Genomic DNA, 25070 nt, shown 5'->3' on the forward strand with positions numbered 1-25070 from the left:
GCCGTGAGCGCCTCGGACCACCCCTCAAACGGATGGTTTCAAAAGAGCACCCACCAGGTGCTTTTTTGCAAGCAACTGGAGAACCAAATGGACCGTGACACCGCCCTCACAAAGATCAAGAAGTGCCTCGCCCTCGCGAAGTCGAGCAACGAACACGAGGCCGCTGCCGCCATGCGCCAGGCGCAGAAGCTGATGGTCGAGCACAACCTGACCGAGGCCGATGCGGCGCTCAGCGACGTGAGCCAGGTGGCGCAGAAGACGGCCATGAAGACGATGACGCCATGGGAGTCGTCGCTGGCGAGGGCGGTGGCCGATGCGTTCGAGTGTGATTTGGTCTGGAGCACAAGCCGCAAGCTGTCGCGGTCCCTGCGCGTCGTCTCTGAACGCAGCGTGATCTTCGTCGGTGTGGGCGCCGCGCCCGAGGTGGCTGGCTATGCATTCGACGTGCTCTCGCGCCAGTGCAGCCGGGGCCGCGCGGCCCATATCGCCCGCCAGCCCAAGGCCTGCAAGACGATTACGAAGACGGCCAGGGGCGACGAATATGCGATGGGCTGGGTGATGGCCGTGCGCGATCTGCTCGCCGCGTTTGCGGGCTCAGAAGCCAACACGCTGCTGATTGAAAAGTACATCGAGATCAACTTTCCGAACACCACCACGGTCAAGCCAAAGGACCGGGCGAAGGGGCGCAATGTCTCCAACAACGACTTCTTCCAAGGCCACCACGCTGGGAAGAGCGCCGAGTTGAATCGCGGCGTCGGTGGCGTGCCAGAACGAGGGCTGCTCGCATGACAAACGGCTCCATCCACATCGCTGCCATCCACGTCCTCAAGGCCAAGCTGGCGCTGGCCGACGCGGACTATCGCGCGCTGCTCAACGCGCTCACCGCCAAGAACAGCACCAGCGACATGACGCCCGCGCAGCGCCAGCAGGTGCGCGACCACATGCAGCGCCTGGCCGAGCGCTCGGGCGTGGCGCAGGCCAGCGGCAACACCGGCAAGGCATGGCAGGCCAAGCGAGCAGCCGCCAGCCCGCAGGAGCGCAAGGTGTGGGCGATCTGGAACGCGCTCAAGCGCGACGGAAAGATCGACAACGCCAGCGGCCAGGCGCTCAACGCCTGGGTGAAGCGCACGGTGCAGGTGGACGCGCTGGGGTTCTGCACCGGCCCGCAGCTGGACACGCTGATTGAGGCGCTCAAGCGCTGGCAAGACCGCGAGGTGAATCACCATGGCAAAGCCTGAATTTGTGTTTCAGTTCCCCGAGAACTATCCCGATGTCCTGGAGCAAATGGGCCAGGTGATCGGGCGCACCTTGCTCAAGAACGGCATGCAGAAGCCGAAGGCGCAGGTGGCGGCATTTGAGTCGGTCGAGGGCATCCGCTCCGAACTGGGTGGCGCGTTCCTCTACATCAACAAGGGTGTGAGCTACGAGCTGAGCCTGCGCGACCGCGAGATCTGGGATGAGTTCGACGGCAAGAACTACTTCGAGCTGAGCAAGAAGCACAAGCTGAGCGAGATGCAGATCCGCAACATCATCAACGCCATCCGTGCGCAGGAGCTGGCGAAGCGGCAAGGCACGCTCGGGTTCGAGTGACGACAATAAAGCGTTTTAATTCCCCGCCCGTGAGGGCACGGACACACTGGTGCGCAGGCCATTTCAAAGGCCACATCTGCACCAGATATGAGCACACACGGCGACGTCATTGACCGCGCAAACGAGCGCGCAAACACATTCACCGAAGACGGCATCGCGGAGGTCCGTCGCCATCTGGCCGAGCAGGCCCTGAAGCCGAGCGCCACAGCCTGCGAGGCCTGCGGCGCAGACATTCCCGAAGCACGCCGCACCGCCATCCCCGGCATCTCCACCTGCGTGGACTGCGCCACCGCCGCCGAATACCACAACCACCTGGGGATTCGGCCATGAACATTCAAGTTGACTTCTGGCACGTCGCCGCTCTGCTGATCGGCTTCATCGGCGTGCTTGCCACCTTCGGGCAGATCCTGCTGGCGCAGATGGACAAACGCATCGACCACCACAACGACCGGCTGTCCAACCTGGAGAAGGATTTCGCCGAGCACAAGTCGACGCTGCCGCTTCACTACCAGCGCAGGGAGGACACGATTCGGTTCGAGACCACTCTGAACGCGAAGCTGGACGCCACCTATGGCCGCATCGAACGGCTGTCAGAAAAGCTGGCTTCCTTCATCGAACGACTTTCGGAGAAATGACATGAGCATCGACATGGACAAGGCCACCCGGGAGGCGTTGCGCTGGCTGATCCTGCAGGCGCTGAATTCGGCGCGGCCGATTGGCGCGAGTGAGCAGGTGTTGTATCAGGCCATCGTGCCGAGCCAGCCGATGCTCACCAATCTGGAGCTGCGCCGAAATCTGGACTACCTGCAAGAGCGCGAGCTGCTGCAGATCACGGGCAAGGGCGAGCAGCCGTTTTGGTTTGCGAAGCTGACGCGGCATGGTGCTGACGTCGTGGAATACACGGTGCCCATCGAGCCCGGTATTGCCCGCCCTTCGAAGTACTGGTGAGGCCCGGCCATGCCCCCGCGCAGCAAAGTGGATGGCCTGCCCAAGGCCGTAAAGGAGTGGCTTGACCGCGCACTGGTCGAGGGCAACTTCGCGGGCTATGAGGCGCTGAGTGCCGAGCTGAAAAGCCGTGGCCACGACATCAGCAAGACCGGGCTGCACCGGTACGGGCAGGCTTTCGGCGAGCGCCTGGCTACGCTCAAGCTGGTGACCGAGCAGGCGCGCGCCGTGGTGGAGGCCGCGCCCGACGAAGACGACACGGTCAACCAAGCGCTGGTGCGCATCACACAGGAGAAGCTGTTCTCGGTGATGCTGGATCTGCAGATCGACCCGGAGAAGGTGGACATCTCGAAGATCACCAAGAGCATCGCCGACCTGGCGCGCAGCTCGGTCAACGTGAAACGCTATGCCGCCGAAGCGGCCGAAGCGGCGCGCAAGAAACTGCTGGTCGAGCAGCAGGCCAACCTGGAGAAGATCGCCAAGAAACAGGGCATGAGCCAGGACCAACTGGACTTCTGGATTCGCGACTTCCTTGGGGTTCGCTGATGGCGGCCATCAAGCCTCTGGCGAGCACCATTCGCGTCATCGAGTGGGAAGAGCTGCCGCCCAGCGTCCGCGAGATTCCGGCCAACTTCAACCCTGTGGCCGAAGGCGTTTTGATGCTGCACCAGCGCCAGGCTGTGGCGTTGACGCACTCGATCATCGCCATCCCGAAGGGGCGGCGCACTGGCATCACCTTTGCCGTGATGCTGCGCAAGACGCTGGTGGCTGCAGCGAGCCGCGAGGCGGGCGGCGACAACGTCTATTACATCGGCGACACCAAGGAAAAGGGCCTGGAGGCCATTGGCTACTGCGCCCGTTTCTCGCGCGTGATCGCCCGCGCCCAGGGCGAGGTGTCGCAGATCGAAGAGTTCCTCTTCGAAGACCAAGACCCGGAAACGGGCAAGAGCAAGTTCATCACGGCGTACCGCATTCGCTACGCCAGCGGCCACCAGATCTGCGCGCTCTCCAGCCGGCCCGCCAACATCCGGGGCCTGCAGGGCCACGTGGTGATCGACGAAGCGGCGTTCCACCAGAACGTGCAAGAGGTGATCGATGCCGCCACGGCGCTCTTGATCTGGGGCGGTCAGATCACCGTCATCAGTTCCCAAAACGGAAGAAAGAACCCGTTCGCCCAGTTCTGCCGAGACATCGAGGCCGGCCGCTACGGTGAGGACGCGGTGGTGTACCAAGTGTCCTTTGACCAGGCAGTCGCCAACGGTCTGTATGAGCGGGTCTGCTGGATGAAGGGCGAGACGCCCACGGTCGAGGGCAAGGCGAAGTGGTACGCCAAGATTCGCAATGGCTACGGCGTGCGCAAGTCGGCGATGCGCGAGGAGCTGGACGTGATACCGCGCGACGGCAACGGCGTGTGCATCCCGGGCGTGTGGATTGAAGCGGCTATGACGGAGGAGCGGCCGGTGCTGCGGCTGCTGCTGGACGACGACTTCGTGAGGCGACCGAAAAACGAGCGCGCCAGCTACCTGGACGACTGGATCAAGCGGTACCTCAAGCCGCTGCTCGACAAGCTCCCCAAAGACCGAACCCATGTGTTCGGTCAAGACTTTGCGCGCCACCGCGACTTCTCGCTGATCGTTCCCATCACCATCGAGCAGGCGCTCAAGCGTGTTATTCCGTTCGTGATCGAGATGCACAAGGTGCCCCACGCCCAGCAGCAGCAGGTGTTGTGGGCGTTGATTCGTGGCCTGCCGCGTTGCGGCGGTGGCGCGATGGACGCGGGCGGCAACGGTGAAGGCCTGGCCGAGGCCACGGCAGACGAGTTCGGCCACACGCTGATTCACCAGCTCAAGCTCTCGCGCCAGTGGTACGGCACCTGGATGCCCAAGATGATTCAGGGCTTCGAAGACGGGCAGATCGACACGCCCCGCGACGACAACCACCAGGCCGACCTGCGAAGCATCGAAGAGGTGGACGGCATCGCCATGGTGCCGGCCCTGCGAACGGCCGACATCAAGGAACCCGACCTGATGCGCCACGGCGACTTCGCTATCGCCCTGTGCCTGGGCTGGTTTGCCACGCTCAACATCGGCGGGGCCATCGAATACACGCCCGTGGGCAAGAGCGAAGGCGGGCGCCACGAAGACAAAGGCAGCGGTCAGATCGGCCGCTTCCGCAACCGGCCCAACCCCAACGCTGACATACCAGCCATCGAATCGAAAAGGAGCTGGTAACAATGAAACTGGTCGACCAATACGGCAACCCCATCACGAGCGAAGCGCTCGACGAACCGCAAACCGAATCGCGCGCGAGCCTGCTGCACCTGCAGCGCCAGATCGCGAGCCACCCATCGCGCGGCATCACGCCGGCCCGCCTCAATGAAATTCTTCTGGCGGCCGAGCAGGGCGACCTGATGGCCCAGCACGAGCTGTTCGCCGACATGGAGGAGCGCGACTCCAACATCTTCACCGAGCTGAGCAAGCGCAAGCGCGCCAGCATCAAGCTCGACTGGGACATCGTGCCGCCGCGCAACGCGACCAAGGAAGAGCAAGACCTCGCGGCCTGGGTGCGCGAGGTCTTCCAGGACATGCCCGACCTGGAAGACACGCTGTTCGACGCGCTGGACGCGATCAGCCACGGTTTCAGCGCGCAGGAGCTGGAGTGGGAATTGGTCGGCGGTGTGTGGACGGTGGCGAAGTTCCATCACCGGCCGCAGTCGTGGTTCGCGCTCGACCAGGACACGCGCAGCAAGCTGCGCCTTCGCGACAACACCGCCAACGGCCAAGAGCTGCAGCCCTTCGGGTGGCTGCTGCACACGCACAAAGCGATCAGCGGCTACGTGAGCCGCAGCGGCCTGGGCCGCGTGCTGGTGTGGCCGTACCTGTTCAAGCACTTCTCGGTCGGCGATCTGGCGGAGTTCCTGGACATCCACGGCCTGCCGATCATCATCGGGAAGTACCCGGCGAACGCCAGCGCTGACGAGAAGTCCACGCTGTTCCGCGCCGTAGCCGGGATCGGGCACAACGCGCGCGGCATCATCCCCACCGGCATGGAGATCGATCTCCAGCAGGCGGCGGATGCGAAGGGCGACCCGTTTCTGAACATGATCAGCTGGTGCGAGCGCAGCCAGTCCAAAGCCATCAACGGCAGCACGCTGACAAGCGAGGGCGGGTCCACCGGCCTGGGCGGCGGACTGGCCGAGGTGCACAACGAAGTGCGGATGGACATCCGCAACTCGGACTGCAAGCAGCTGGCCGGCTCCATCACCATGCAGGTGGTGTACCCGATGCTGGCGGTGAACAAGGGCTTTCGCGATGCCCGGCGCTGCCCGCGCTTTGTGCTCGACACGTCCGAGGCCGAAGACCTCAAGCTCTATGCCGAAAGCCTGCCAAAGCTGGTGGGCCTGGGCATGCGCATCAAGGCCGACTGGGCACACGAAAAGCTGCGCATCCCCATCGCCGACGAAAAGGACGAGGTGCTGAAAAGCGCGCCCGCCCCGGCCGCGCCCAACCCCAACGCACCACCGGCCCCAGCGGTGCCGCCAGAGAAGGCACCTGGTGCGAAAGCGCAGGCCAAGCTCACGGCCGAGCTGATCGCCACGCTGGGCGCGCTGAAAACCGGGGCCGAGGGTCAGGCAGGCGACGACGAAATGCGCGGCCCAGCGCCCGATCTGAGCGGCCTGCGGGCCATTGACGACGCACTGGCCGCGTTGAACGCACCCGACCTCGACCGCCAGGCCGCTGGTCTGCTGGACCCGGTGGTGAAGGCGATCATGGGCGCGGACAGTTTCGAGGGCATGCAGGCCGCGCTGGATGCCGCGATTGAGCTGCAGGACGTGGGCACCCTGGCGACCGCGCTGCACCGGGTCGGGTTTGCGGCGCATTGGCTTGGGGCGGGAGAGCAGGGATGAGCGAGGCTGTTGAAACCCACCCGGCTGGAACGGTTCGCTACTACCGGGAGGACGGCGAGTGCGTCATCACCAGTCCGCGAAACCCGCTGTATTCGACGGCCCTGATGTGCGCCACTGACTTCTGGAGTGAGGCGCAGGGCAAGTGGGTGGGTGTTCTCGGCTCTGATGCGGAGGCGGTGAGCGATGGGACATAACGCAAAGTGCCCCAGCGGCAAGAAGCCCTATCCGACCTTGCAGGCGGCCAAGTTCGCCGCCGTCCAGCTCGCCAACAAGCGCGCCAGGCAGGGCAACCCGGTCGTGTCGTTCCTGCGCGCCTACGGTTGCGCGTGCGGCAAGTTCCACTTCGGCAGCTCGCGCCAGATCGACTGGGATCGGGTCAAGCAGTACACGGGAACCCGGGATGGTTACCCACCAAAGGACCTTCCATGCTGAACGATGCCGTGCCAGGTGAACTGCGATATCGTTTTCTTGGCTGCAGCCAACATGGCGTCGTCAACGGGGGTACCCTGCAAGCGGCTGTCGGTGAACTCGATGTCGCAGATGTCCGCCTTCGAATCGTAGAAAACGTTCTTGACGTATCCCTCAAGTCGCTCTTTCGCCAGTGCTTCGGCGAACTCGACCATCTCAACCATCTCGCCAGAACGCCCATACCTGGTGCTCACTGGGATTCCGAAGGCGGTCAAGCCACTGATGTCGAGCTGAGTCGACTTTTCTCCAAACCATTCATTCATGCCGTCTCTCCTGTGTTGGGCAGCTGATTATCAGCATCCTTGCTAGTACCCCATGGCCGACCTCTCCGCCGTTTTCAAGAAAGCCCCGAAGGAAGCTGTCCGCTACCTGGCCGAGAAGCGCAGCCAGCCCAGCGAGGGCTGGGAAACGGTCTCGGCCCGGCAGCAGCAACAGGCGTTCACGGTCGCGCAGTCGGCGGGCTTCGATGTGCTGGGCGACATCCGCGCGGCCATCGAGCAGGCCCGCGACAAGGGCTGGACCCACAAGCAGTTCCAGGAACAGCTCAAGCCGCTGCTGCAGGCCAAGGGCTGGTGGGGCCAGGCGGTGGACCCGGAGACGGGCGAGATCATGAAGATGTACCCAGGCACCAGCCGCGCAGTGCGCTACGGCACGCCAGCCCGCCTGAAGTTGATCTACGACCAGAACATGGCCGGCGCCAATGCGGCCGGGCGCCGCGAGCGCCAGCTTGCCACGTCGAAGCTGTTCCCGTACTGGCGATACGTCGCCGTGATGGACGGCAGCACGCGGCCCACGCACCGCGCGCTCGGCGGCAAGGTGTTCCCGGCCGATCACCCGTTTTGGGCGGTCAACTACCCGCCGCAGGGCTTCCGATGCCGGTGCACGGTGCAAGCCCTGACGCAGGCGCAGGTGGACAAGTCGGGCATCCAGGTGGAGGCGAGCGAGGGTGAGTTCGTGGAGCGCCAGGTGGCGGTCAATTCGGGCCGCGATGTGATGACGGTGCGCGGCTGGAAAACTGGCGACGGTCGCGAGTTCTGGCCCGACCCGGGCTTTGACCACGCGCCTGGCGACCGGCAGCTCACGCGTGATCGCCTGGGCAAGAGCATGGAGCGTCTGCCCGATTCAGCCCTTCCGGCCGCCGCTCGTGTGGTGTCCAAGGGCGCCGGCTTCGCGACCTGGCGTGAGCATCCGGAAGGCTCGTTTCCCATTGCCACGCTGCCGCAGAAACATGCAAACCTGCTGGGTCACAAGGGAAGCCGCACGGTGCAGCTGTCGGCAGACACGATGCGCAAGCAGGAAAGTCACCATCCTGAGTTGGCCAACGCCGAATACGCCCTGGTGCAGGAGACCATCTCGACCGGCCAGATGGTGCAAGAAGACCCGCGCACGCTGCTCTACGTCGCAGAGCAGCCGGGCGGTGGTCAAGTGGTGGTGGTGAAGGCTACAAGAACGGCCGAAGGCCTGTTTGTGACCAGCGTACGCCGGTTGAGCGCGTCGCAGGCAAAGCGCGATGCGGAAGTTCGCCGCCTGCTGAAAAAGGGGTAGGTGGTGGGGCCTCCCGTCCATCGAGATGGCAACCCCACATTGCGCTCCAGCTGAACGCTGGGCTACGGCCGGGAGACTTTCACCGTGTCACACCTACCAAATCCATTTTAGGACCGTTCAATGATCGTAGTCAAAATCGACGCCGGACGCTCAACCGCTGTGCTGCAGCAGATCATGGATCGGGTCGCAGATCCCACCGAGCTGATGTCGGGCGTGGGCATGCTGCTGGAGTCGTCCGCCCAGCAGGCGTTTCAAGACCAGGGGCCGGGCTGGGCTGACCTGGCCGAGAGCACCAAAGCACAGCGCACCAAGGACGGCACCTGGCCGGGTCAGAAGCTGGTGCGCAAAGGCGGCGACAACGGATTGCTCGGCAGCTTGTTCAGCGACAGCGGGTCGGACTGGGCAAACGTCGGCGCTGGAAGCGGCCCGTCAGCGGCCTATGCCGCGATCCACCAGTTCGGTGGGAAAGCCGGCCGTGGAAAAAAGACCACGATCCCGGCCCGGCCGTACATGCCGATCACGCCGGATGGCAAAGACCTGACCGAGGCGGCGTCGGAGTCGGTTTTGGCGCTGACCATGACCTTCCTCGGCTTGGACTGACCGGTGCCACAATTGCGCCAACGGCCGATTTTTTTCGGCGGCGCAATTTGTTTCGCCGAGTGCAACCCACTTTCAGAGTGCGTCCCGATTCTTCCCGGCAAGCCCAGGCTCTTCCCACATTTATCTCGCCGGCCGCCCGGGGTTTATCTCACTCCCTCTCACCTTGTGGCCGCTCTTGGCGGCCGACCCTCCCCCGCTGAGCTTCACCCTGGGCACGCTGACCCAGGCGCATCCGGTGGTGATGGGCATGGCTGCACCGGGGGCGGGGGGCGGCTTCGACCCGGTACAAGCCGAGTTCGCGGGGCAATGGCCAGAGGCGCTGCTGTTGGGCGTCACCCAGGACAACCCGACGGACCATCTGGGCGCGCCCGGCCATTCGGTGCCATCGTCGCTGTACGTGCAACGCGCGGTGCGCCACCAGCCGGTGGTGGGCGATCACGGCCTGTTCGTGCAGCGCGCGGTGCGGGCCTCGCAACTGGAGTCGGCCCTGCGGCAGGCCATCGTCGATGCGACCCGCTGGTCATCGCTGAGCGCATGGGCGCCGATGGGCCCTTGGCCCCTGGCCTCGTTGACCGAGTCAGGCCCCGGCGAACCGCTGGATGCTCGGTCCGGCCCCGACCAGCCCGAGGCGGGCACCCCGCCGGGTGCGCCAGACACCCCACCACGCAACGCCGCAGCGGGCGAGGTGCGGGCACCCGACCCGGCACCCGAGCCGCCCGAAGACCGGGCACCGGTCAAGGCCGCCCCCGGTTTCAAAGAACAGCTGGGCGCCAAGGCGCGCGGGAACGGCCCGCGGCCGCTGACCCGCGCCAGCGTCCGGCACGGACCGTATCACTGATGCGAAGAGGGCGCGACACGTTCGCCCGTCAAGCCGCCGCAGGCTCCTGTTGCCAGCGGAAATCGGCCACGTCTTTCGACGGCGGTGCACCGAACGAGCGGCGGTACTCTCGGCTGAACTGCGACGGGCTTTCGTAGCCGACACGAAACGCCGCGGTGGACGCGTCCATGCCGTCGGAGAGCATGAGGCGGCGCGCCTCGGTGAGGCGCAACTGCTTCTGGTACTGCAACGGGCTCATGGCCGTCAGCGTCTTGAAATGGTGGTGAAAGGTCGAGAGGCTCATGCCCGATTCGCGGGCCAGGGTCTCGACCCGCAGCGGCTCGGTGAAACGGGCGTTCAGGCTGGCGATGGCGCGCGCCACCTGGTGGCTCTGGGTGTCCACCGTGGCGATCTGGCGCAGGCGCGCGCCGGCTTCGCCCGTGAGCAGGCGGTAGTGGATCTCGCGCTTGATGAGGGGCGCCAGCGCCGGGATGTGTTCGGGCTGGTCCAGCAGGGCGAGCAGGCGGTCGAAGGCTTCGAGCAGGGGTGCGGTGAGGGCGCCGGTGGTCATGGCGCGGCTGTCGCGGGCGGCGCTGCCCAGCGTGGACGTGGGTGCGGGCGACTCCAGCATCAGCGAGGCGATCTCGCGCCAGTCCAGGCGCAGGGCCACCCCGAGGTACGGCCGTTCGGCGCTGGCTTCGACCACCGCCGTCTTCACCGGCAGGTCCATCGACGTGATCAGGTAACGGTCCTCGCCGTAGCACAGGGTCTCGTCGCCCAGCTTGATCCGTTTGCTGCCCTGCACGATCACGGCCACGCAGGGTTCGTAAACGCTGCAGACGTTCAGGTAGGGCTGGTTGATGCGGATCAGCATCAGCCCCGGAATCTCGGGGGACATTTGCGGTGAGCTGTCGACCGCCCGCTCCAGTAAGCGCCGGACGATGGAGGCGCGCGCGCCGGTGGCAGGTGGGTGGGAGGAAGGATCGGGCATGGTGGGTGCTGGTGTCTGGGCTGCGGGCCATGGTATCGGCCCTTGCCCGTTTGTGCAGCGCGTTCGCAGGATTGGGCAAGCATGGCGCAGGTTCAGGCTAACGCCGGGCGGGTGCCCTGGCAGACACTGGCGCCCTTCCCGAGGTTCCGGCCGCGGGAACCCCCCGCATTCCCGTCACCCCGTTTTCAGGAGCCTTCCATGACCACCTTGCAAGTCAACGGCCGCGCACAGCAGCTGGACGTCGACCCCTCCACGCCCGTGCTCTGGGCGCTGCGCGATTCGCTGGGCCTGACCGGCACCAAGTTCGGCTGCGGCGCGGCCCTGTGCGGTGCCTGCACCGTGCACCTCGATGGCCAGGCGATCCGCTCCTGCGTCACGCCGATCTCGGCCGCCGAAGGCAAGAAGATCACGACGGTGGAAGCCATCACCGGCGGCACCGACCGCGTCGGCAAGGCGGTGCACGCCGCCTGGGTGAAGCACGACGTGGCCCAGTGCGGCTACTGCCAGAGCGGCCAGATCATGAGCGCCACCGCGTTCCTCAAAACGCTGCCCAAGGGCAAACAACCGAGCGCCGCCGACATCGACGCCGCCATGGCCGGCAACGTCTGCCGCTGTGGCACCTACGCCCGCATCCGAGCCGCCGTGGCCGATGCCGCGCGCAACCTGGCCTGAAGGAATACCCACCATGTTCAATGCTTCCACGCACGAACTTCCGCGCGCCCTGCAACACCTGCTGGCGCGCGATGCCAACACCCCCGCCGTGGCCGAACTGCCGCGCCGCGCCTTCCTCAAACTGGGCGCGGCCAGCGGCTTTGCGCTCGGCGTCTTCCCGCTGCTGTCGCAGGCACAAGGCAGCGCCGCACCGGCCGCCCTCAAGCCCACGCAGCTGCCCGGCGCCTTCGTGGCCATCGCGCCCGACGGCACCGTCACTGTCACCGTCAACCGGCTGGAGTTCGGCCAGGGCGTGCAGACCGCGCTGCCCATGATCCTGGCCGAGGAGCTGGACGCCGACTGGTCCAAGGTGCGCAGCCAGCTGGGCACCAATGACATGGCCTACGCCGACCCGATGTTTGGCATGCACCTCACCGGCGGTTCCAACTCCATCAAACACAGCTTCACCCAGTACCGTGAGCTGGGCGCCCGTGCCCGGGCCATGCTGGTGCAGGCGGCCGCCACGCGCTGGGGCGTGGACGCCGCCAGCCTGCGCACGCAGAACGGCGCGGTGCTCGGCGCCGGTGGCCGGCGTCTGGGCTACGGCGAGTTGGCCGAAGCCGCGATGGCCCTGCCGGTGCCCGCCAGCGTCACGCTCAAGGACCCGAAACAGTTCCGCCTGATCGGCCGGCCCACTTCGCGGCTGGACGCCGTCGCCAAGAGCAGTGGCCGGCAGGACTTCGGCATCGACGTGCGCCGCCCCGACCAACTGACGGCCGTGATCGCGCGCCCGCCCGTGTTCGGCGCCAAGCTGAAGTCGGTGGACGACACCGCGGCGCGCGCCGTCAAGGGCGTGAAGGCGGTGCTGCGCGTGCCGCTGGACCGGGGCGCCGAGGGCGTGGCCGTCATCGCCGACGGTTACTGGCCGGCCAAGACCGCACGCGACGCGCTCAAGCTCGAATGGGACACCGCCGCGGTCGAGAAGGTGGACAGCGCCCGCCAGCTGGTGCAGTACCGCGAACTGGCCGGCCAGCCCGGCGCGAAACACTTCGACGCCGACATGGCGCCATTGGCCAACGCCCCGAAAAAGATCGAGGCCGAGTTCGTTTTTCCCTACCTGGCGCACGCGCCCATGGAGCCGCTGAACTGCACGGTGGAGCTGACGGAGCAGGGCGCCACGCTCTGGGTGGGTTCGCAGATGCCCGGCCTGGACGGCATGGCCGCGGCCGGTGCGCTGGGCCTCAAGCCCGAGCAGGTGAAGGTGCTGGTGCAGTCCGCCGGTGGCGGTTTCGGCCGACGCGCCATCCCCACCAGCGACTACGTGGTGGAGGCCTGCAGCATCGCCAAGGCGGCACAGGCCGCCGGTCTGCGCGCGCCGGTGCGCACGCTGTGGAGCCGCGAGGACGACATCAAGGGCGGCTACTACCGCCCCATGCACCTGCACCGCGCGCAGGTGGGCTTTGATGCGGAAGGCAAGGTGCTGGCCTGGGAGCACGTGATCGTGGGCCAGTCCATCCTGACCGGTTCGCCCTTCGAGGGAATGATGGTCAAGAACGGCGTCGACATGACCGCCGTGGAGGGCATGCGCACGCCGTACCCGCTGCCCATGCGGCTGACGGTGCACCACCCCAAGCAGAACGTGCCGGTGCTGTGGTGGCGCAGCGTGGGCAGCACCCACACGGCCTTCGTCATGGAAACGCTGATCGACCAGATCGCCCGCGAAACCAAGCAAGACCCAGTGGCCTACCGCATGAAGCTCATGGGGGCCGAGCACCCGCGCCACCGCGCGGCCCTGCAACTGGCGGTGGACAAGAGTGGCTACGGCAAGAAGCAGCTGCCCGCCGGCCGCGCCTGGGGCGTGGCGGTGCACGAGTCCTTTGAATCGGTGGTGGCCTACGTGGTCGAAGCCTCGGTGAAAGACGGCCAGCCGGTGCTGCACACGGTCACGGCCGGGGTGCACTGCAACCTGGTGGTCAACCCGCGCACGGTGGAGGCACAGGTGCAGGGCGCGGCCCTGATGGGCCTGGGCATGTGCCTGCCGGGGGCGGCCATCACGCTCAAGGATGGCGTGGTCGAGCAGCAGAACTTTGGCGACTACACGGTGGCACGCTTGACCGACATGCCGGCCATCAGCGTGCACACCGTGCCCAGCGCTGAGCCACCCACCGGCATGGGCGAGCCCGGCCTGCCGCCGCTGGCACCGGCCTTCGCCAACGCCGTGAGCCGCCTGACCGGCAAGCCGCTGCGCGAACTGCCGTTCAAGCTGGCCTGAAGGTGAAAGGAGCGATGCCCGTGAAACCACACCTTTCACGCAGGGCGCTCATGGCCTGTCTGATGATCACGGTCGGCACTGCCGGGGCGCAAACCGCGTCGATGAAGGACGTCCTGCGCATCCGCATCGACGTTGGCGGACAGGTGCTCACAGCCACCTTGGTCGACAACCCGACCACGCGGGACCTCATGTTGCAGCTGCCGCTGGTGCTGACCGCCAAGGACTTCATGGCGACCGAGAAGGTTGCCTATCCCCCGCGCAAGCTGTCGGTGGATGGGGCGCCAGCGTCTTACACGCCAGTGGAAGGCGACCTGTGTTACTACGGACCGTGGGGCAACCTGGCATTGTTCTATGCGTCCGGGAAACCCTCACCGGGTCTGGTGCTTCTGGGTCGGTTCGATGGCCCTGTTGACGCTCTGCGGAAACAAGGCGAAACCGCGGTGCGGATCGAGCGGGTCCGGTAGGCCCAAAGGAAGGAACACACCATGGAAGACTTGGACACCCAAGTCCTGCGCGCGGCGCAGGCCTGGCACACAGCGGGCTTGCCCGTGCTGCTCGTCACGGTGACCCGCACCTGGGGATCATCGCCGCGGCCGCCGGGCTCGCTCATGGCCATCAACGGCCGGGGTGAAACGGTGGGTTCGGTCTCGGGCGGCTGCATCGAGGACGACCTGATCCGCCGCGTGCGCGAAGAAGGGCTGGACGCGGTGTGCGCGCAAGGCCGGCCCGCCACCCTGCGCTACGGCATCTCCGCCGACCAGGCGCACCGCTTTGGCCTGCCCTGCGGTGGCACGGTGGAGCTGGTGCTGGAGCCGGTGGCCGCGCACAGCCAGCTACCCGCATTGCTGCAGGCCAACCTGGAGCGGCGCAGCACCCAGCGCCGGCTGGACCTGCGCAGCGGCGCGGTGGACCTGCAACCGGGCCGGCGCGACGGCATGCCCGAGTTGACCGACGACGCCCTGATCACCCACTTCGGCCCGCGGCACCGGCTGATCCTCATCGGCGCCGGCGACCTCTCGCGTTTCCTGAGCCAGATGGCGCTGAGCCTGAACTTCGAGGTCATCGTCTGCGACCCGCGCGAGGAACAGCGCGCCAGCTGGACGCTGGATGGCGCGACCCTCAGCCACGAGATGCCGGACGACCTGATCCTGCGCCTGAAGCCCGACGCGCGCACCGCCGTGGTGGCACTGACGCACGACCCCAAGCTCGACGATCTGGCCTTGATCGACGCCCTGCAGTCCGAGGCCTTCTATGTCGGCGCCATCGGCTCGCGGCGCCACACCGCGCTGCGGCGCGACCGCCTGCGCGAACACTTCGGTCTGGGCGAGGTCGAGCTGGACGCGCTGCACGGGCCGGCCGGCCTGTACATCGGCAGCAAGACACCGGCCGAGATCGCGCTGTCCATCATGGCCGAGGTGGTGGCGGCGAAGAACGGCATTGCGCGGGCCGCGCTGGTGCCCGTGGCCGAGGGCAAGGCGGCGCAGCCGGGCGGCGGTGCGTCGCCAGCGGAACTGCCCGCGAGTTGCGCGGTGTAAAGGACCTGTGAGGGCTCGGGCAGCGGGTCGCGCCGCCGAAGCCGACCCCGCCCCGAGTGGGTGCTTGCTGGGGCACGCATACTGCGGGCCAAGGAGTCCCCCATGAACCATTCAACCATCGTGCTCGGCGGCGGCTGCTTCTGGTGCACCGAGAGCGTGTACAAGGAAGTGCGCGGCGTGACCGACGTCGAGTCCGGCTACTGCAACGGCCAGGCGCACCAGCCCAGCTACGAAGACGTGTGCACGGGCACCACCGGCTGCAACGAGGTGGTGAAGCTGACCTACGACCTGTCCGTGATCAGCACCCGCGAGATCCTCGAAATCTTCTTCGTGATCCACGACCCGACCACGCTCAACCGCCAGGGCAACGACGCCGGCACGCAGTACCGCAGCGGCATCTACTTCACCAACGACGAACAGCGGCGGACCGCGCAGAGCTTGCTGGACGAGCTGGAGCGCGACCAGGTTTTTGGCCGTCCCGTCGTGACCGAGCTGCTGCCGCTGGCGAACTACTGGCCCGCCGAGGACTACCACCAGGACTTCTTCGAACGCAACCCGCACCAGGGTTACTGCATGGCCGTGGCCGCGCCCAAGGTGGCGAAGTTTCGCAAGACCTTCGCCCGTCTGGCGAAATAGGCCCCCACGCTGCGCCGCTGCGCGGGTCGCTGCCCCCCCAAGGGGGCTGATCCGCTTTGGGGCGGCCCGGCGGCGGATCGAGGCCCCCACGCTCCGCCGCTGCGCGGGTCGCTGCCCCCCAAGGGGGCTGATCCGCCTTGGGGCGGCCCGGCGGCGGATCGCGGTCGCGGTGGTCGGGCGCTCAGTGGCTCAGACTGGCCCGAAGCCGGGGCCAGAGCACGATGACCGCGAGGCCGCCGAGCACCAGCGCTGCCGCACCGAGCTTCCACCCCGGCAGGCTTTCGCCCAGCGACAAGGCAGAAGCCCCCATGCCGAACACCGGCACCAGCAAGGCCAGCGGCGCCACGGTGGCGGCGGGGTGGCGGGCGAGCAGCCAGTTCCACACGCCGTAGCCAAAGAGCGTGTTGCCCAGCGCCTGCCAGAGCACACTGGCCCAGACCAGCGGCGTGGCCTGGGTGATGGCGCTGTGCATCAGGGCAGGCCCTTCAACCAGCCATGAGATGGCCAGCAGCGGCGGCACCGCGAACACGCTGCTCCAGACCATGAAGTGCAGCATGTTCACGGGCCCGAGCGACTTCACCACCAGGTTGGCGCCGGCCCAGAAGAAGGCGGCCGACATCACCAGGCCCAGCCCCAGCCAGGTGACCACCGCCGCGTCCAGGTTCAGGGCGATCACGCCCAGACCGGCCAGCGCCAGCAACAGGCCCACCAGCTGAAAACCGCGCACGCGCTCGCCCATGAGCGCGAGCGACAGGCCGATGGTGAAAAACACCTGGATCTGCACCACCAGCGAGGCGAGCCCGGGCGAAATGTGGCCCTGCATGGCCACGAACAGCAGTCCGAACTGGCCCACGCCCAGCAGTACCCCGAAGGCGGCCATCTTGCGCCAGGGTGCGGTCGGCCGTGGCACGAACAGCAGCCAGGGCAGGGCGGAGAACGCGAAACGCAGCGTGGCAAACAGGAAGGGCGGCAGACCGTCCAGGCCCCAGCGGATGACCACGAAATTGGTGCCCCAGACAAACACCACCGCGAGGGCGAGAAACAGGTGGGTGGTCGGCAATCGGGGCTCCGGTGAAACAGGGCTTTCAGTGTAGCGAGCGGGTGCCGATGCACCGGGTTCCACCGGTTTCATGAACTTGTGGCGCGGGCCCGTCAGCCAAGAGGTTACATATTGCGAGGGGGCGTGTAACCAAAGCATTCACTCTTGTTTTTATTGGCTTTTTTTGCCGCTCAGCGCTTCAGGACGGGGGTGATCTGCCGAAGAGAAGGGTGTACCGGGGCTTTATCCAGCGATCTGCGATGGGCAATGTCAGCACCCGGCACGGAGGACTCTGGCATGAACAAGACTTACCGATCGATCTGGAACGCCAGCTTGGGTTGTTATGTGGCAGCGCCTGAATGCGCCTCGTCCCACCGCTCTGGCACTTCAGCGACTCGTGTGGTCCGTTGCCGCGAATCGTTGCGTTCGGGCATTCCGATGGTGCTCGAATCGCGCGTGTTGTTTGACGGCGCCATGGTGGCCACCGTGATCGAACAAGACAGTGCCAGCGACGCGCCCGTGGTCGAGGAGGCCGAGCCAGACGCGGAGGATGACACCGTCGCAGAAGCGCCGGCGCAGCCCGCTGCGACCCCCGCCGAAGACGACGAACCCGCCCCGCAAGCCGATGCCGACGACACGGCCGTAGAGGAAGCCGTTGCCGAAGAACCTGTTGCAGACGAAGCAGCCGACGACGACGAATCGGACACCACCCTTGCCAACCCCGAAACCGCCGAAGCACCCCGCGTGGAAGTGGTGTTTGTCGACGCGCGCGTGCCCGATGTCGCGGCGTTCGAGGCGCCTGGGCGCGAGGTGATCGTGCTGTCGATGGATCAGGACGGTATTGCGCAGATCGCCAGCGCGCTGAATGGCCGCACCGACATCGATGCCATCCACATCGTCAGCCACGGCGGTGACGGCTACCTTAACCTGGGCAGTGGCCAGGTCACGATCGATTCCATCCAGTCCACCCAGCTGCAGTATCTGCAAGCCATCGGCCAGTCCCTCAGCGCCGACGGCGACATCCTGATCTACGCCTGCGACTACGCGTCGGGCGCCTCGGGCCTGGAGGCCATGAACCTGCTGGCCGACATCACCGGCGCCGACGTGTCGGCATCGGTGGACGCCACGGGTGATGCGTCGCTCGGTGCCGACTGGACGCTGGAGCGCACCACGGGCACGGTGGAAGCCGTCGCGCTGGCGCCCACCGGCTGGGTCCATGCGTTGGACTTCGCCTTCACGCCGGTGGGATCGACCGGCGCCATGGGGCTCGCCGAAACCATCATGGGCGCGGGCATCACGGTCACCTCGGCCACCTACCAGGGCGGCGCCGAGCAGTCGGGCACCTTCACGGCCGGTTCCAGCGTGACCTTCGGCAACAACGTGCTGGGCTTCAGCGCGGGCGCCCTGTTGTCCACCTCCGAGTACGCTGAGGGTGTGGCGGGTCCAAACGAATATCCGGTTTTTGGGGACGATGCGATTTCCGGTGTGGACGGCAATGCCGAGCTGAACGCCCTGTCGGGTGGCTTCGATACCTTCGACGCCGCGATACTGGATATCACCTTCGTGCCCGACGTGCCGCCAGGCGCTCAGGTGGGTGACGTGGTGCGCATGACCATTGAAGTGGTGTTCGGTTCCGACGAGTACCTGGAGTACGTCAACGGAGGGTTCAACGACGTGATGGCGATCGTGGTCAACGGCGTCAACCAGTCGCTGGTGCCCAATGCATCGGGTGGCGAATCGGCTATCAGCATCGACAGCGTCAACAACCTGCAGAACCCGTCGCTGTTTGTGGACAACTCGGGCGTGGTGGACGGCGGCACTGGCACCGTCACCGGCGCGCCCTACCATACCGAGATGGATGGCTTCACCATCACCATTCCGCTGGTGTTCGACGTGATCCTCGGTCAGGAGAACACCCTGCGCGTGGCCATTGCCGACACAGGCGACCAGTACTACGACTCGTGGCTCTTCGTGCGAGCCGACTCGGCACAGACCGCGATCGTGGCCGAAGACGACACCATCACCACCGCCACCAACCTGCCCGCCACGGTGGACCTGACGGCCAACGACTACAACCTGGCGGCAGCGCCCATGACGCTGACCCACATTCAGGGTCAGGCGGTGACCCAGGGCCAGGTCATCATCCTGGAATCGGGCGTTCAACTCACGGTCGGCGCGGGTGGCGAGGTCACCGTCACCGGCAACGGCACCGACGCCGTTCACGACACCTTCACCTACCAGATCTCCAACGGGATGGGTGGTGTGGCCTCGGCCACGGTGGATGTGGACGTCACGGCTCCCAACCTCAACCCGCCGGTGGCTCAGAACGACAGCGAGGCGGTGTCTGCCAACGGCACGCTCAGCGACAGCGTGTTGACGGACAACGGCAACGGTCCCGACACCGACCTCATCGGCGATCCGCTCACTGTGACGCAGGTCAACCTGACCTCGTTCGATCCGGGCGAGCCCACGGCCCTGCCTTCGGGCGCCCTGCTGACCATGAACAGCAACGGCAGCTACGTCTACAACCCGAACGGTCAATTCCAGTTCCTGGCCGCTGGCGCGACCACGGTCGACACCTTCAGCTACACCGTCAACGACGGGCAGGGTGGCAACGACACCGCCACCGTGTCGATCACCATCACCGGCGTCAACGATGCACCGGTGGCCGTGGACGACAGCTTCAGCGTCGGCGAAGACATCGGGGTGGGTTTGGGCGGCATCCTGGCCAACGACAGCGACCCGGACGGCGACGAGATCTACATCGACATGAACAGCGCGGCGGGCTCCGCCGGTGGCCAGTTCAGCTTCGACGATTCGGGCATCCTCCTGTTCAATCCCGACGGCGATTTCGACGATCTCGCGGTGGGCCAGAGCCGCACCACCGACTTCACCTACACCCTCCACGACTCGCAAGGTGCCAGCGCCGCGGCCACCGTGACGGTGACCGTCAACGGCGCCAACGACAACCCGCAAGGCACCGACGACAGCTTTGTCGGCGACGAAGACAGCGTTCTCTTCCTGGCCAACCTGCTGGGCAACGACACCGACGCCGAGGGCGACGCGCTCTACTTGGACATGAACAGCACCGCCGGCAGCAACGGCGGCCAGTTCTCCAGGGACGACGGCGGCTCGGTGAGCTTCAACCCCGACGGCGACTTCGACGACCTGGCGGTGGGCGAGAGCCGCACCACCGGCTTTTCCTATGTCGTCTATGACGATCAGGGCGGCAGCGGCACGGCCACCGTGATCTTGACCGTCAATGGCCTCAACGACAACCCGACCGGGGTGAACGACCACTTTTTCGCCAGCGAGGACGGGCTCACGACCCTGGGCAGTCTGCTGATCAACGACAGCGACGTGGAAGGCGATGGGATCTACGTCGCTCTGAACAGCACGCCCGGTGGCAACGGCGGTCAGTTCAGCGTCGACGATGGAGGCTCCTTGGTCTTCAACCCCGACGGTGATTTCGACGACCTCGCGGTGGGCGAGAGCCGCGACACCAGCTTCAACTACATGGTCTATGACGACCAGGGTGGGCAATCGTCGGCGACCGTGACCGTGACCGTCTATGGCGTCAACGACAACCCGGTGGCTGTCGATGATCAGTACCAGGTGGTTGAGGACGGCGTCACGCCGCTCAACAGTCCGCTGATCAATGACAGCGACGCCGAAGGCAATGAGTTCTCTTTGGAGTTGAATGATCTGGAGGGCAACAACGGTGGCTCCATCAGCGTCGGCGATGCCGGCGAGCTGAGCTTCAACCCCGACGGCGACTTTGACGATCTGGCCACCGGCGAGAGCCGCACCACCAGCTTCACCTACACCGTCCAGGACAGCGAAGGCGGCAGCGCCGTGGCCACGGTGACCGTGACGGTGCATGGCGCCAACGACAACCCCCTGGCCGTGAACGACGCTTTCACCACCCAGGCCGACACCGCCTCCTTCCTGGGCAACCTGCTGAACAACGACAGCGACCCGGAAGACGATGCCGTGAGCGTCGAGACCATCGACGGCAACACGGGCTCCAGCGGCGGCATCTTCACCCTGGACGCAGCGGGCGATCTGCACTTCAACCCCAACGGTGATTTCGACGATGTCGCACTGGGTGAGAGCCGTGACACCAGCGTCACCTACACCGTGCTCGACGCGTTCGGCGGCAGCACCACTGGCACCGTGACGGTGACGGTGGAGGGCTTGAATGTGACCCCGGTGGATCCCGAGGTGGGCGGCGGCGAAACGGAGGGCAACTCCGGAGAGACCGAGGGCCCTGTCGACCCGGTGGACCACAGCAACGAGATCGTGTTTGTCGATCCGCGGGTGACCGACCCCGATGCCTTCCAGGCCGACGGCCGCGAGGTGATTCTGCTGACGCTGGACGAAGACGGGCTGGCGCAGATTGCCGCGGCGCTGAACGGGCGCACCGGCATCGAAGCCATCCACATCATCAGCCACGGCGAGGAGGGCGCCCTCACGCTGGGCAATGCCCAGGTCAACGCGGCTTCGATGCAGACGACGCAACTGCTGTCGCTGCAGGCCATCGGGCAATCGCTCACGCTCAACGGCGACATCCTGCTCTATGCCTGCGACTTCGCCGCTGGCGAAATGGGGCTGGCCGCCATGAGCGTGCTGGCCGACATCACCGTGGCCGATGTGGCCGCCTCGCTGTACATCACCGGACACGAAACCCTGGGCGCCGACTGGTCGCTGGAGGCCAACGTGGGCACGGTCGAGACCGACGAGGTGGTGCCCAACAACTGGGTCTACGCGCTGAGCCAGGCCTCCTTGGGGGCCGGCCCGGTGAGCAGCCCGGTGGTGGCCGCGCCGGCTTCGCCTGCGGCACCGGTGGCACCGGTCGTGGTGCCGGTCGAGTCGGTGGCGGTGAGCCCCGCTGTGGCCGATGTAGGACCGGTGACTTTCGAGACCACCGGTGTGGCGTTCACCGACACCGCGGTTCGTGTGACCTCCATGACCACCGTGGCCGCCGACCTGGCCGTGCCCGCCAGTGAGAGCGGCGTCCAGCCGATCCTGGGCTTCAGCATGCTGGACCTGGAAACCGCGTTCAGGCAGTCCCTGGCGTCCGCGACCCTCGCCGGGCCAACGCTGGCCGATGCGCTGATCGAGGTGGGTGTCGAGACCACCACCGAGTGGACCCAAGAGCGTGTGGCCGACGCAGCGATTGACCAGCCCGCGGCGCATTGGGTCACCGAGGTGGCAACGACCGACGTGCTGGATCTGCTGCCTCTTGAAGAAGTGGCGCCGGCCGAGAGCGAAGGCGAGGCGATGACGGTGATCACCCGCCCCCATGCTGCGCAGGGCTTCAAGGCGCAACTGGCCAAGTGGGCCCAATGGCCTGCACAGCGGCCGATCACGCGGGCGGCGGTGCAAGGCTGACGGGGCGGCTCATTGCTGGCGGCGGTTGAGACCGCTGCCTGCGAGGCACCCTTTTCGCTCAGTGCCCCTGAACGGCCTGGGTCAGCGCCCAGGTGTTGGCGCGCATCATGGACAGGTAGCTGGGCGCAGGACCCTTGGTGTCCGACAGCGAGTCGGAGAACAGCTCACCCGCCGGCTTCACGCCGGTCTCGCGACCGATCTGTGCGATCAGGCGCGGGTCGGAAATGCTTTCGACGAACAGCGCCTTGATCTGCTCTTTCTTGATCTGGCGCACCAACTGCGCCACACCTTTGGCCGAGGCCTCGCTCTCGGTGCTCACGCCCTGTGGCGCGAGGAACTTCACGCCGTAGGTCTTGGCGTAGTAGCCAAACGCGTCGTGTGAGGTGATCACCTTGCGCTGCGCCGCCGGGATGGTGGCCCACAGCGCGCGGACGTCGGTGTCCAGCGCTTTGAGCTCGGCGTTGTAGGTGGCGGCGTTCTTCTGGTAGGTGTCGCATCCCGCCGCATCGGCCTCGCACAAGCCCTTGGCGATGTTGCCCACGTAGACCATCACGTTGGGCACGCTTTGCCAGGCGTGGGGGTCGTTCTCTTCGTGATGGTCTTTGGCCTTGTGGTCGTGCTCGCCTTCGGCGTGGATGGGCTGGATGCCGCGGCTGGCGACCACATGCCTGCCCTTGTAGCTGGCGGTGTGAAGCAGGCGGCCCATCCATCCTTCGAAGCCCAGGCCGTTGGAGAACACGATCTGCGCCTGGCCGACCCGTTTGGCCTGCGAGGGCGTGGGCTGGAACACATGGGCGTCGCTGCCGGGGCCGACCAGCACGTCGACCGCGACACGGTCACCGCCGACCTGTTGGACCAGGTCGCCGAGGATGCTGAAGCTGGCGACGGCCTTGACCGGTGCGGTGGTCTGGGCCAGCAGCGCGGGGCTGAGGGCGGCGGTGGCGAGGCCGATGGCGGAAGCGATGAGGTGATGGCGCAGAGACTTGTTCATGAGGGTTCCTTGAGGTTCAGGCTTTGAGATGGGAAGCGGCGGGGCGCTGGTGGCGCAGCGCACCGTGCGGGGCGAGCAGCAGTGACAGCAGGTACATCGCGCCGAGGCTGAGCACGATCACCGGGCTGGTGGGCAGATCTGCGTGGTACGAGAGCAGCAGGCCGCTGAGGCTGGCGGCCAGCGCTAGCAAGGTGGCGAGCAGCAGCAGGGGGCCGAGGCGGCGCACCCAGAAGCGGGCGGTGGCGGCGGGCAGCACCATGATGCCGACCGCCATGAGCGTGCCCAGCGCGTGGAAGCCGGCCACGAGATTGATCACCAGCAGGCCCAGAAAGCCGTAGTGCGCCACCGGGCTCCAGCGGCTGACCTGGCGCAGGAAGCCCGGGTCCAGGCATTCGAGCACCAGCGGGCGGTAGAGCCGGGCGAGGCTGACCAGCGTGACGGCGCTGATGCCGCCGAGCAGCCCCAGCGCCGCGTCGTCCAGCGCGAGCACGGTGCCGAACAGCACGTGCAGCAGGTCCACGGAGTTGCTGCGCACCGAGACGATGAGCACACCCAGCGCCAGCGAGAGCAGGTAGAAGGCCGCCAGGCTGGTGTCTTCACGCAGCACGGTATTGCGCGCCACGAGCCCCGAGCCCACCGCCACCGCGAGACCGGCGAAGATGCCGCCGATGGTCATGGCCGTGAGCGACAGGCCAGCCACGAGGTAGCCGATGGCCGCGCCGGGCAGGATGGCGTGCGCCATCGCGTCGCCTGTCAGGCTCATGCGCCGCAGCATCAGGAACACGCCCACGGGTGCCGCGCTGAGTGACAGCGCCACGCAGCCGAGCAGCGCGCTGCGCATGAAGCCGAACTCGACCAGCGGGCCGAGCAGGGGGTTGGCGAGCCACCACGCCATGAATGGGGGAACAGCGACTTCGCTCATGCCAGTGCCTCCGGCGCGTGGGCGTGCGCGTGCGGGTCCGGCGAGGCCGCGCACAGCGGTGCGTGTTCGTCGAACGGCTCCCGCATGCGCTGCGCCCGGGCCCAGTGCGCGTCGGTCAGTGCCTCGACCGTGGGGCCGAACGCCACCAGTTCGCGCGCCAGCAGCAGGGTGAGCGGGAAGTGCGCGCGCACCTGCGCCAGGTCGTGCAGCACCACGATCACCGTCTTGCCATGCTGCTGCCAGCGGCGCAGCAAGGCGAGCAGGTCGGTGCTGGTGCGCTGGTCGACTGCGGCGAAGGGTTCGTCGAGCAGCACCACCGGCGCGTCTTGCAGGATCAGCCGGGCAAACAGCGCACGCTGCAGCTGGCCGCCCGACAGCGTGTCCAGCCCGCGCGCCTCGAAGCCGGTGAGGCCGACCGCGGCCAGCGCGGCGTCGCACAGGAGGCGGTGCTCGGCGGTGAAGCGCCCGAGCGCGCCCACGCGGTGCCACAGGCCCATGGCCACCATGCCGCGCACGTCGATGGGAAAGCTCGGGTCCAGCCCGCTGTGCTGCGGCAGCCAGGCGATGCGCTGCCCGGCCAGGCCGCTCACGCTGCCGCTGATGGGGCGCAGCGCGCCCGCCAGTGCCTGGATCAGCGTGGACTTGCCCGCGCCATTGGGGCCGACCAGCGCCACCAGCGAACCCGGCGCGATGCGCAGGCTCAGGTGGTGCACGGCGGGGTGGCGGTCGTGGCCCAGCGTGAGGTTGTGCAGCCCGATGGCTGGGGC

Annotated in this window: 26 protein-coding genes; 20 read left to right on the forward strand and 6 right to left on the reverse strand. The window is 66.7% G+C overall.

The annotated features are described in order from the left end of the window. The first annotated feature begins 3 nt into the window (after positions 1 to 3). The 11 genes from B0E41_RS25530 (at position 4) to B0E41_RS26910 (ending at position 6874) form a co-directional block, all read left to right on the forward strand. A complete protein-coding gene (locus tag B0E41_RS25530; RefSeq protein ID WP_253195168.1) occupies positions 4 to 789 on the forward strand; it encodes a DUF2786 domain-containing protein in 786 nt (261 codons plus the stop codon). Further along, positions 786 to 1238 (forward strand): regulatory protein GemA, encoded by a 453-nt coding sequence (locus B0E41_RS25535; protein ID WP_077335827.1) that lies wholly within the window; start codon positions 786 to 788, stop codon positions 1236 to 1238. Before B0E41_RS25530 ends, B0E41_RS25535 begins: the two co-directional genes overlap by 4 nt. Next, positions 1225 to 1590, forward strand: coding sequence for a Mor transcription activator family protein (locus B0E41_RS25540; RefSeq protein ID WP_077335829.1), 366 nt, complete (start codon positions 1225 to 1227; stop codon positions 1588 to 1590). The genes B0E41_RS25535 and B0E41_RS25540 overlap by 14 nt, the downstream gene beginning before the upstream one ends. An 87-nt stretch (positions 1591 to 1677) precedes the next feature. After that, the gene (locus B0E41_RS25545; protein ID WP_077335831.1) at positions 1678 to 1920 is read left to right on the forward strand and encodes a TraR/DksA C4-type zinc finger protein; all 243 of its coding nucleotides are present in this window, start codon (positions 1678 to 1680) and stop codon (positions 1918 to 1920) included. Beyond that, positions 1917 to 2225: a hypothetical protein gene (locus tag B0E41_RS25550; protein WP_077335833.1), complete on the forward strand. Its 309-nt coding sequence runs from the start codon at positions 1917 to 1919 to the stop codon at positions 2223 to 2225. The genes B0E41_RS25545 and B0E41_RS25550 overlap by 4 nt, the downstream gene beginning before the upstream one ends. Before the next feature lies 1 nt (position 2226). After that, on the forward strand, positions 2227 to 2538 hold the full coding sequence (locus B0E41_RS25555; RefSeq protein WP_077335835.1) for a hypothetical protein: 312 nt from the start codon (positions 2227 to 2229) through the stop codon (positions 2536 to 2538). A gap of 9 nt (positions 2539 to 2547) precedes the next feature. After that, positions 2548 to 3081, forward strand: a complete 534-nt coding sequence (locus tag B0E41_RS25560) for a DUF3486 family protein (protein WP_077335837.1) — start codon at positions 2548 to 2550, stop codon at positions 3079 to 3081. Next, positions 3081 to 4766, forward strand: a complete 1686-nt coding sequence (locus tag B0E41_RS25565) for a hypothetical protein (RefSeq protein ID WP_143434029.1) — start codon at positions 3081 to 3083, stop codon at positions 4764 to 4766. The genes B0E41_RS25560 and B0E41_RS25565 overlap by 1 nt, the downstream gene beginning before the upstream one ends. A 2-nt stretch (positions 4767 to 4768) precedes the next feature. Next, positions 4769 to 6442 carry a DUF935 domain-containing protein gene (locus tag B0E41_RS25570; protein ID WP_077335839.1) on the forward strand — a complete coding sequence of 558 codons (1674 nt, stop codon included), beginning with the start codon at positions 4769 to 4771 and terminating at the stop codon, positions 6440 to 6442. Then, the gene (locus B0E41_RS25575) at positions 6439 to 6636 is read left to right on the forward strand and encodes a hypothetical protein (RefSeq protein ID WP_077335841.1); all 198 of its coding nucleotides are present in this window, start codon (positions 6439 to 6441) and stop codon (positions 6634 to 6636) included. Before B0E41_RS25570 ends, B0E41_RS25575 begins: the two co-directional genes overlap by 4 nt. Beyond that, the gene (locus tag B0E41_RS26910) at positions 6626 to 6874 is read left to right on the forward strand and encodes a hypothetical protein (RefSeq protein WP_143434030.1); all 249 of its coding nucleotides are present in this window, start codon (positions 6626 to 6628) and stop codon (positions 6872 to 6874) included. The genes B0E41_RS25575 and B0E41_RS26910 overlap by 11 nt, the downstream gene beginning before the upstream one ends. On the opposite strand, the gene B0E41_RS25580 is transcribed toward B0E41_RS26910, so the two are convergent. Next, on the reverse strand, positions 6847 to 7173 hold the full coding sequence (locus B0E41_RS25580; RefSeq protein ID WP_077335843.1) for a hypothetical protein: 327 nt from the start codon (positions 7171 to 7173) through the stop codon (positions 6847 to 6849). The two genes, B0E41_RS26910 and B0E41_RS25580, sit on opposite strands and share 28 nt — an antisense overlap. Before the next feature lie 52 nt (positions 7174 to 7225). On the opposite strand from B0E41_RS25580, the gene B0E41_RS25585 reads away from it, so the two are divergent. From B0E41_RS25585 to B0E41_RS25595, 3 genes are all read left to right on the forward strand, one after another. Further along, positions 7226 to 8455 (forward strand): phage minor head protein, encoded by a 1230-nt coding sequence (locus B0E41_RS25585; protein WP_077335845.1) that lies wholly within the window; start codon positions 7226 to 7228, stop codon positions 8453 to 8455. 120 nt (positions 8456 to 8575) lie between these two features. Continuing rightward, entirely contained in the window at positions 8576 to 9055 is a 480-nt protein-coding gene (locus tag B0E41_RS25590; protein WP_077335847.1) for a phage virion morphogenesis protein, read from the forward strand. A gap of 163 nt (positions 9056 to 9218) precedes the next feature. Beyond that, positions 9219 to 9893 (forward strand): hypothetical protein, encoded by a 675-nt coding sequence (locus tag B0E41_RS25595; RefSeq protein WP_143434031.1) that lies wholly within the window; start codon positions 9219 to 9221, stop codon positions 9891 to 9893. A gap of 28 nt (positions 9894 to 9921) precedes the next feature. Here B0E41_RS25595 and B0E41_RS25600 read toward each other — a convergent pair whose 3' ends face one another. After that, positions 9922 to 10863, reverse strand: coding sequence for an AraC family transcriptional regulator (locus tag B0E41_RS25600; protein ID WP_077335851.1), 942 nt, complete (start codon positions 10861 to 10863; stop codon positions 9922 to 9924). Between the two features lie 198 nt (positions 10864 to 11061). On the opposite strand from B0E41_RS25600, the gene B0E41_RS25605 reads away from it, so the two are divergent. From B0E41_RS25605 to msrA, 5 genes are all read left to right on the forward strand, one after another. Next, positions 11062 to 11535 carry a (2Fe-2S)-binding protein gene (locus B0E41_RS25605; protein ID WP_077335853.1) on the forward strand — a complete coding sequence of 158 codons (474 nt, stop codon included), beginning with the start codon at positions 11062 to 11064 and terminating at the stop codon, positions 11533 to 11535. Between the two features lie 13 nt (positions 11536 to 11548). Next, entirely contained in the window at positions 11549 to 13786 is a 2238-nt protein-coding gene (locus tag B0E41_RS25610) for a xanthine dehydrogenase family protein molybdopterin-binding subunit (protein WP_077335855.1), read from the forward strand. Positions 13787 to 13806: 20 nt separating this feature from the next. Further along, positions 13807 to 14250 carry a cyclophilin-like fold protein gene (locus B0E41_RS25615; RefSeq protein ID WP_253195170.1) on the forward strand — a complete coding sequence of 148 codons (444 nt, stop codon included), beginning with the start codon at positions 13807 to 13809 and terminating at the stop codon, positions 14248 to 14250. 21 nt (positions 14251 to 14271) lie between these two features. Then, the gene (locus B0E41_RS25620; RefSeq protein ID WP_077335857.1) at positions 14272 to 15321 is read left to right on the forward strand and encodes an XdhC family protein; all 1050 of its coding nucleotides are present in this window, start codon (positions 14272 to 14274) and stop codon (positions 15319 to 15321) included. Positions 15322 to 15423: 102 nt separating this feature from the next. Beyond that, on the forward strand, positions 15424 to 15957 hold the full coding sequence (msrA, locus tag B0E41_RS25625) for a peptide-methionine (S)-S-oxide reductase MsrA (protein ID WP_077335859.1): 534 nt from the start codon (positions 15424 to 15426) through the stop codon (positions 15955 to 15957). Between the two features lie 181 nt (positions 15958 to 16138). Here msrA and B0E41_RS25630 read toward each other — a convergent pair whose 3' ends face one another. Then, positions 16139 to 17017: an EamA family transporter gene (locus B0E41_RS25630; protein ID WP_077335861.1), complete on the reverse strand. Its 879-nt coding sequence runs from the start codon at positions 17015 to 17017 to the stop codon at positions 16139 to 16141. A gap of 276 nt (positions 17018 to 17293) precedes the next feature. Here B0E41_RS25630 and B0E41_RS25635 point away from each other — a divergent pair, with 276 nt between their 5' ends. Next, on the forward strand, positions 17294 to 22390 hold the full coding sequence (locus B0E41_RS25635) for a DUF4347 domain-containing protein (RefSeq protein WP_171984882.1): 5097 nt from the start codon (positions 17294 to 17296) through the stop codon (positions 22388 to 22390). A 58-nt stretch (positions 22391 to 22448) separates the two neighbouring features. Here B0E41_RS25635 and B0E41_RS25640 read toward each other — a convergent pair whose 3' ends face one another. From B0E41_RS25640 to aztA, 3 genes are read right to left on the reverse strand one after another with little or no spacing between them, the layout of a single operon-like run. Next, the gene (locus B0E41_RS25640; RefSeq protein ID WP_077335865.1) at positions 22449 to 23381 is read right to left on the reverse strand and encodes a metal ABC transporter substrate-binding protein; all 933 of its coding nucleotides are present in this window, start codon (positions 23379 to 23381) and stop codon (positions 22449 to 22451) included. Positions 23382 to 23397: 16 nt separating this feature from the next. Continuing rightward, entirely contained in the window at positions 23398 to 24303 is a 906-nt protein-coding gene (locus B0E41_RS25645) for a metal ABC transporter permease (protein ID WP_077335867.1), read from the reverse strand. Then, complete coding sequence (gene aztA, locus B0E41_RS25650; RefSeq protein ID WP_077335891.1) at positions 24300 to 25061, reverse strand: zinc ABC transporter ATP-binding protein AztA; 762 nt, start codon at positions 25059 to 25061, stop codon at positions 24300 to 24302. Before aztA ends, B0E41_RS25645 begins: the two co-directional genes overlap by 4 nt. Positions 25062 to 25070: the final 9 nt, after the last annotated feature.

Source organism: Hydrogenophaga sp. A37 (assembly GCF_002001205.1).
Classification (GTDB): Bacteria; Pseudomonadota; Gammaproteobacteria; order Burkholderiales; family Burkholderiaceae_C; genus Hydrogenophaga.

Bases quoted from the DNA above. Each gene is read 5' to 3' on its own strand.
- B0E41_RS25535 (WP_077335827.1), top strand. From the start codon at position 786: ATGACAAACGGCTCCATCCACATCGCTGCCATCCACGTCCTCAAGGCC.
- B0E41_RS25540 (WP_077335829.1), top strand. From the start codon at position 1,225: ATGGCAAAGCCTGAATTTGTGTTTCAGTTCCCCGAGAACTATCCCGAT.
- B0E41_RS25545 (WP_077335831.1), top strand. From the start codon at position 1,678: ATGAGCACACACGGCGACGTCATTGACCGCGCAAACGAGCGCGCAAAC.
- B0E41_RS25550 (WP_077335833.1), top strand. From the start codon at position 1,917: ATGAACATTCAAGTTGACTTCTGGCACGTCGCCGCTCTGCTGATCGGC.
- B0E41_RS25555 (WP_077335835.1), top strand. From the start codon at position 2,227: ATGAGCATCGACATGGACAAGGCCACCCGGGAGGCGTTGCGCTGGCTG.
- B0E41_RS25560 (WP_077335837.1), top strand. From the start codon at position 2,548: ATGCCCCCGCGCAGCAAAGTGGATGGCCTGCCCAAGGCCGTAAAGGAG.
- B0E41_RS25565 (WP_143434029.1), top strand. From the start codon at position 3,081: ATGGCGGCCATCAAGCCTCTGGCGAGCACCATTCGCGTCATCGAGTGG.
- B0E41_RS25570 (WP_077335839.1), top strand. From the start codon at position 4,769: ATGAAACTGGTCGACCAATACGGCAACCCCATCACGAGCGAAGCGCTC.
- B0E41_RS25575 (WP_077335841.1), top strand. From the start codon at position 6,439: ATGAGCGAGGCTGTTGAAACCCACCCGGCTGGAACGGTTCGCTACTAC.
- B0E41_RS26910 (WP_143434030.1), top strand. From the start codon at position 6,626: ATGGGACATAACGCAAAGTGCCCCAGCGGCAAGAAGCCCTATCCGACC.
- B0E41_RS25580 (WP_077335843.1), bottom strand. From the start codon at position 7,173: ATGAATGAATGGTTTGGAGAAAAGTCGACTCAGCTCGACATCAGTGGC.
- B0E41_RS25585 (WP_077335845.1), top strand. From the start codon at position 7,226: ATGGCCGACCTCTCCGCCGTTTTCAAGAAAGCCCCGAAGGAAGCTGTC.
- B0E41_RS25590 (WP_077335847.1), top strand. From the start codon at position 8,576: ATGATCGTAGTCAAAATCGACGCCGGACGCTCAACCGCTGTGCTGCAG.
- B0E41_RS25600 (WP_077335851.1), bottom strand. From the start codon at position 10,863: ATGCCCGATCCTTCCTCCCACCCACCTGCCACCGGCGCGCGCGCCTCC.
- B0E41_RS25605 (WP_077335853.1), top strand. From the start codon at position 11,062: ATGACCACCTTGCAAGTCAACGGCCGCGCACAGCAGCTGGACGTCGAC.
- B0E41_RS25610 (WP_077335855.1), top strand. From the start codon at position 11,549: ATGTTCAATGCTTCCACGCACGAACTTCCGCGCGCCCTGCAACACCTG.
- B0E41_RS25620 (WP_077335857.1), top strand. From the start codon at position 14,272: ATGGAAGACTTGGACACCCAAGTCCTGCGCGCGGCGCAGGCCTGGCAC.
- msrA (WP_077335859.1), top strand. From the start codon at position 15,424: ATGAACCATTCAACCATCGTGCTCGGCGGCGGCTGCTTCTGGTGCACC.
- B0E41_RS25635 (WP_171984882.1), top strand. From the start codon at position 17,294: ATGAACAAGACTTACCGATCGATCTGGAACGCCAGCTTGGGTTGTTAT.
- B0E41_RS25640 (WP_077335865.1), bottom strand. From the start codon at position 23,381: ATGAACAAGTCTCTGCGCCATCACCTCATCGCTTCCGCCATCGGCCTC.
- B0E41_RS25645 (WP_077335867.1), bottom strand. From the start codon at position 24,303: ATGAGCGAAGTCGCTGTTCCCCCATTCATGGCGTGGTGGCTCGCCAAC.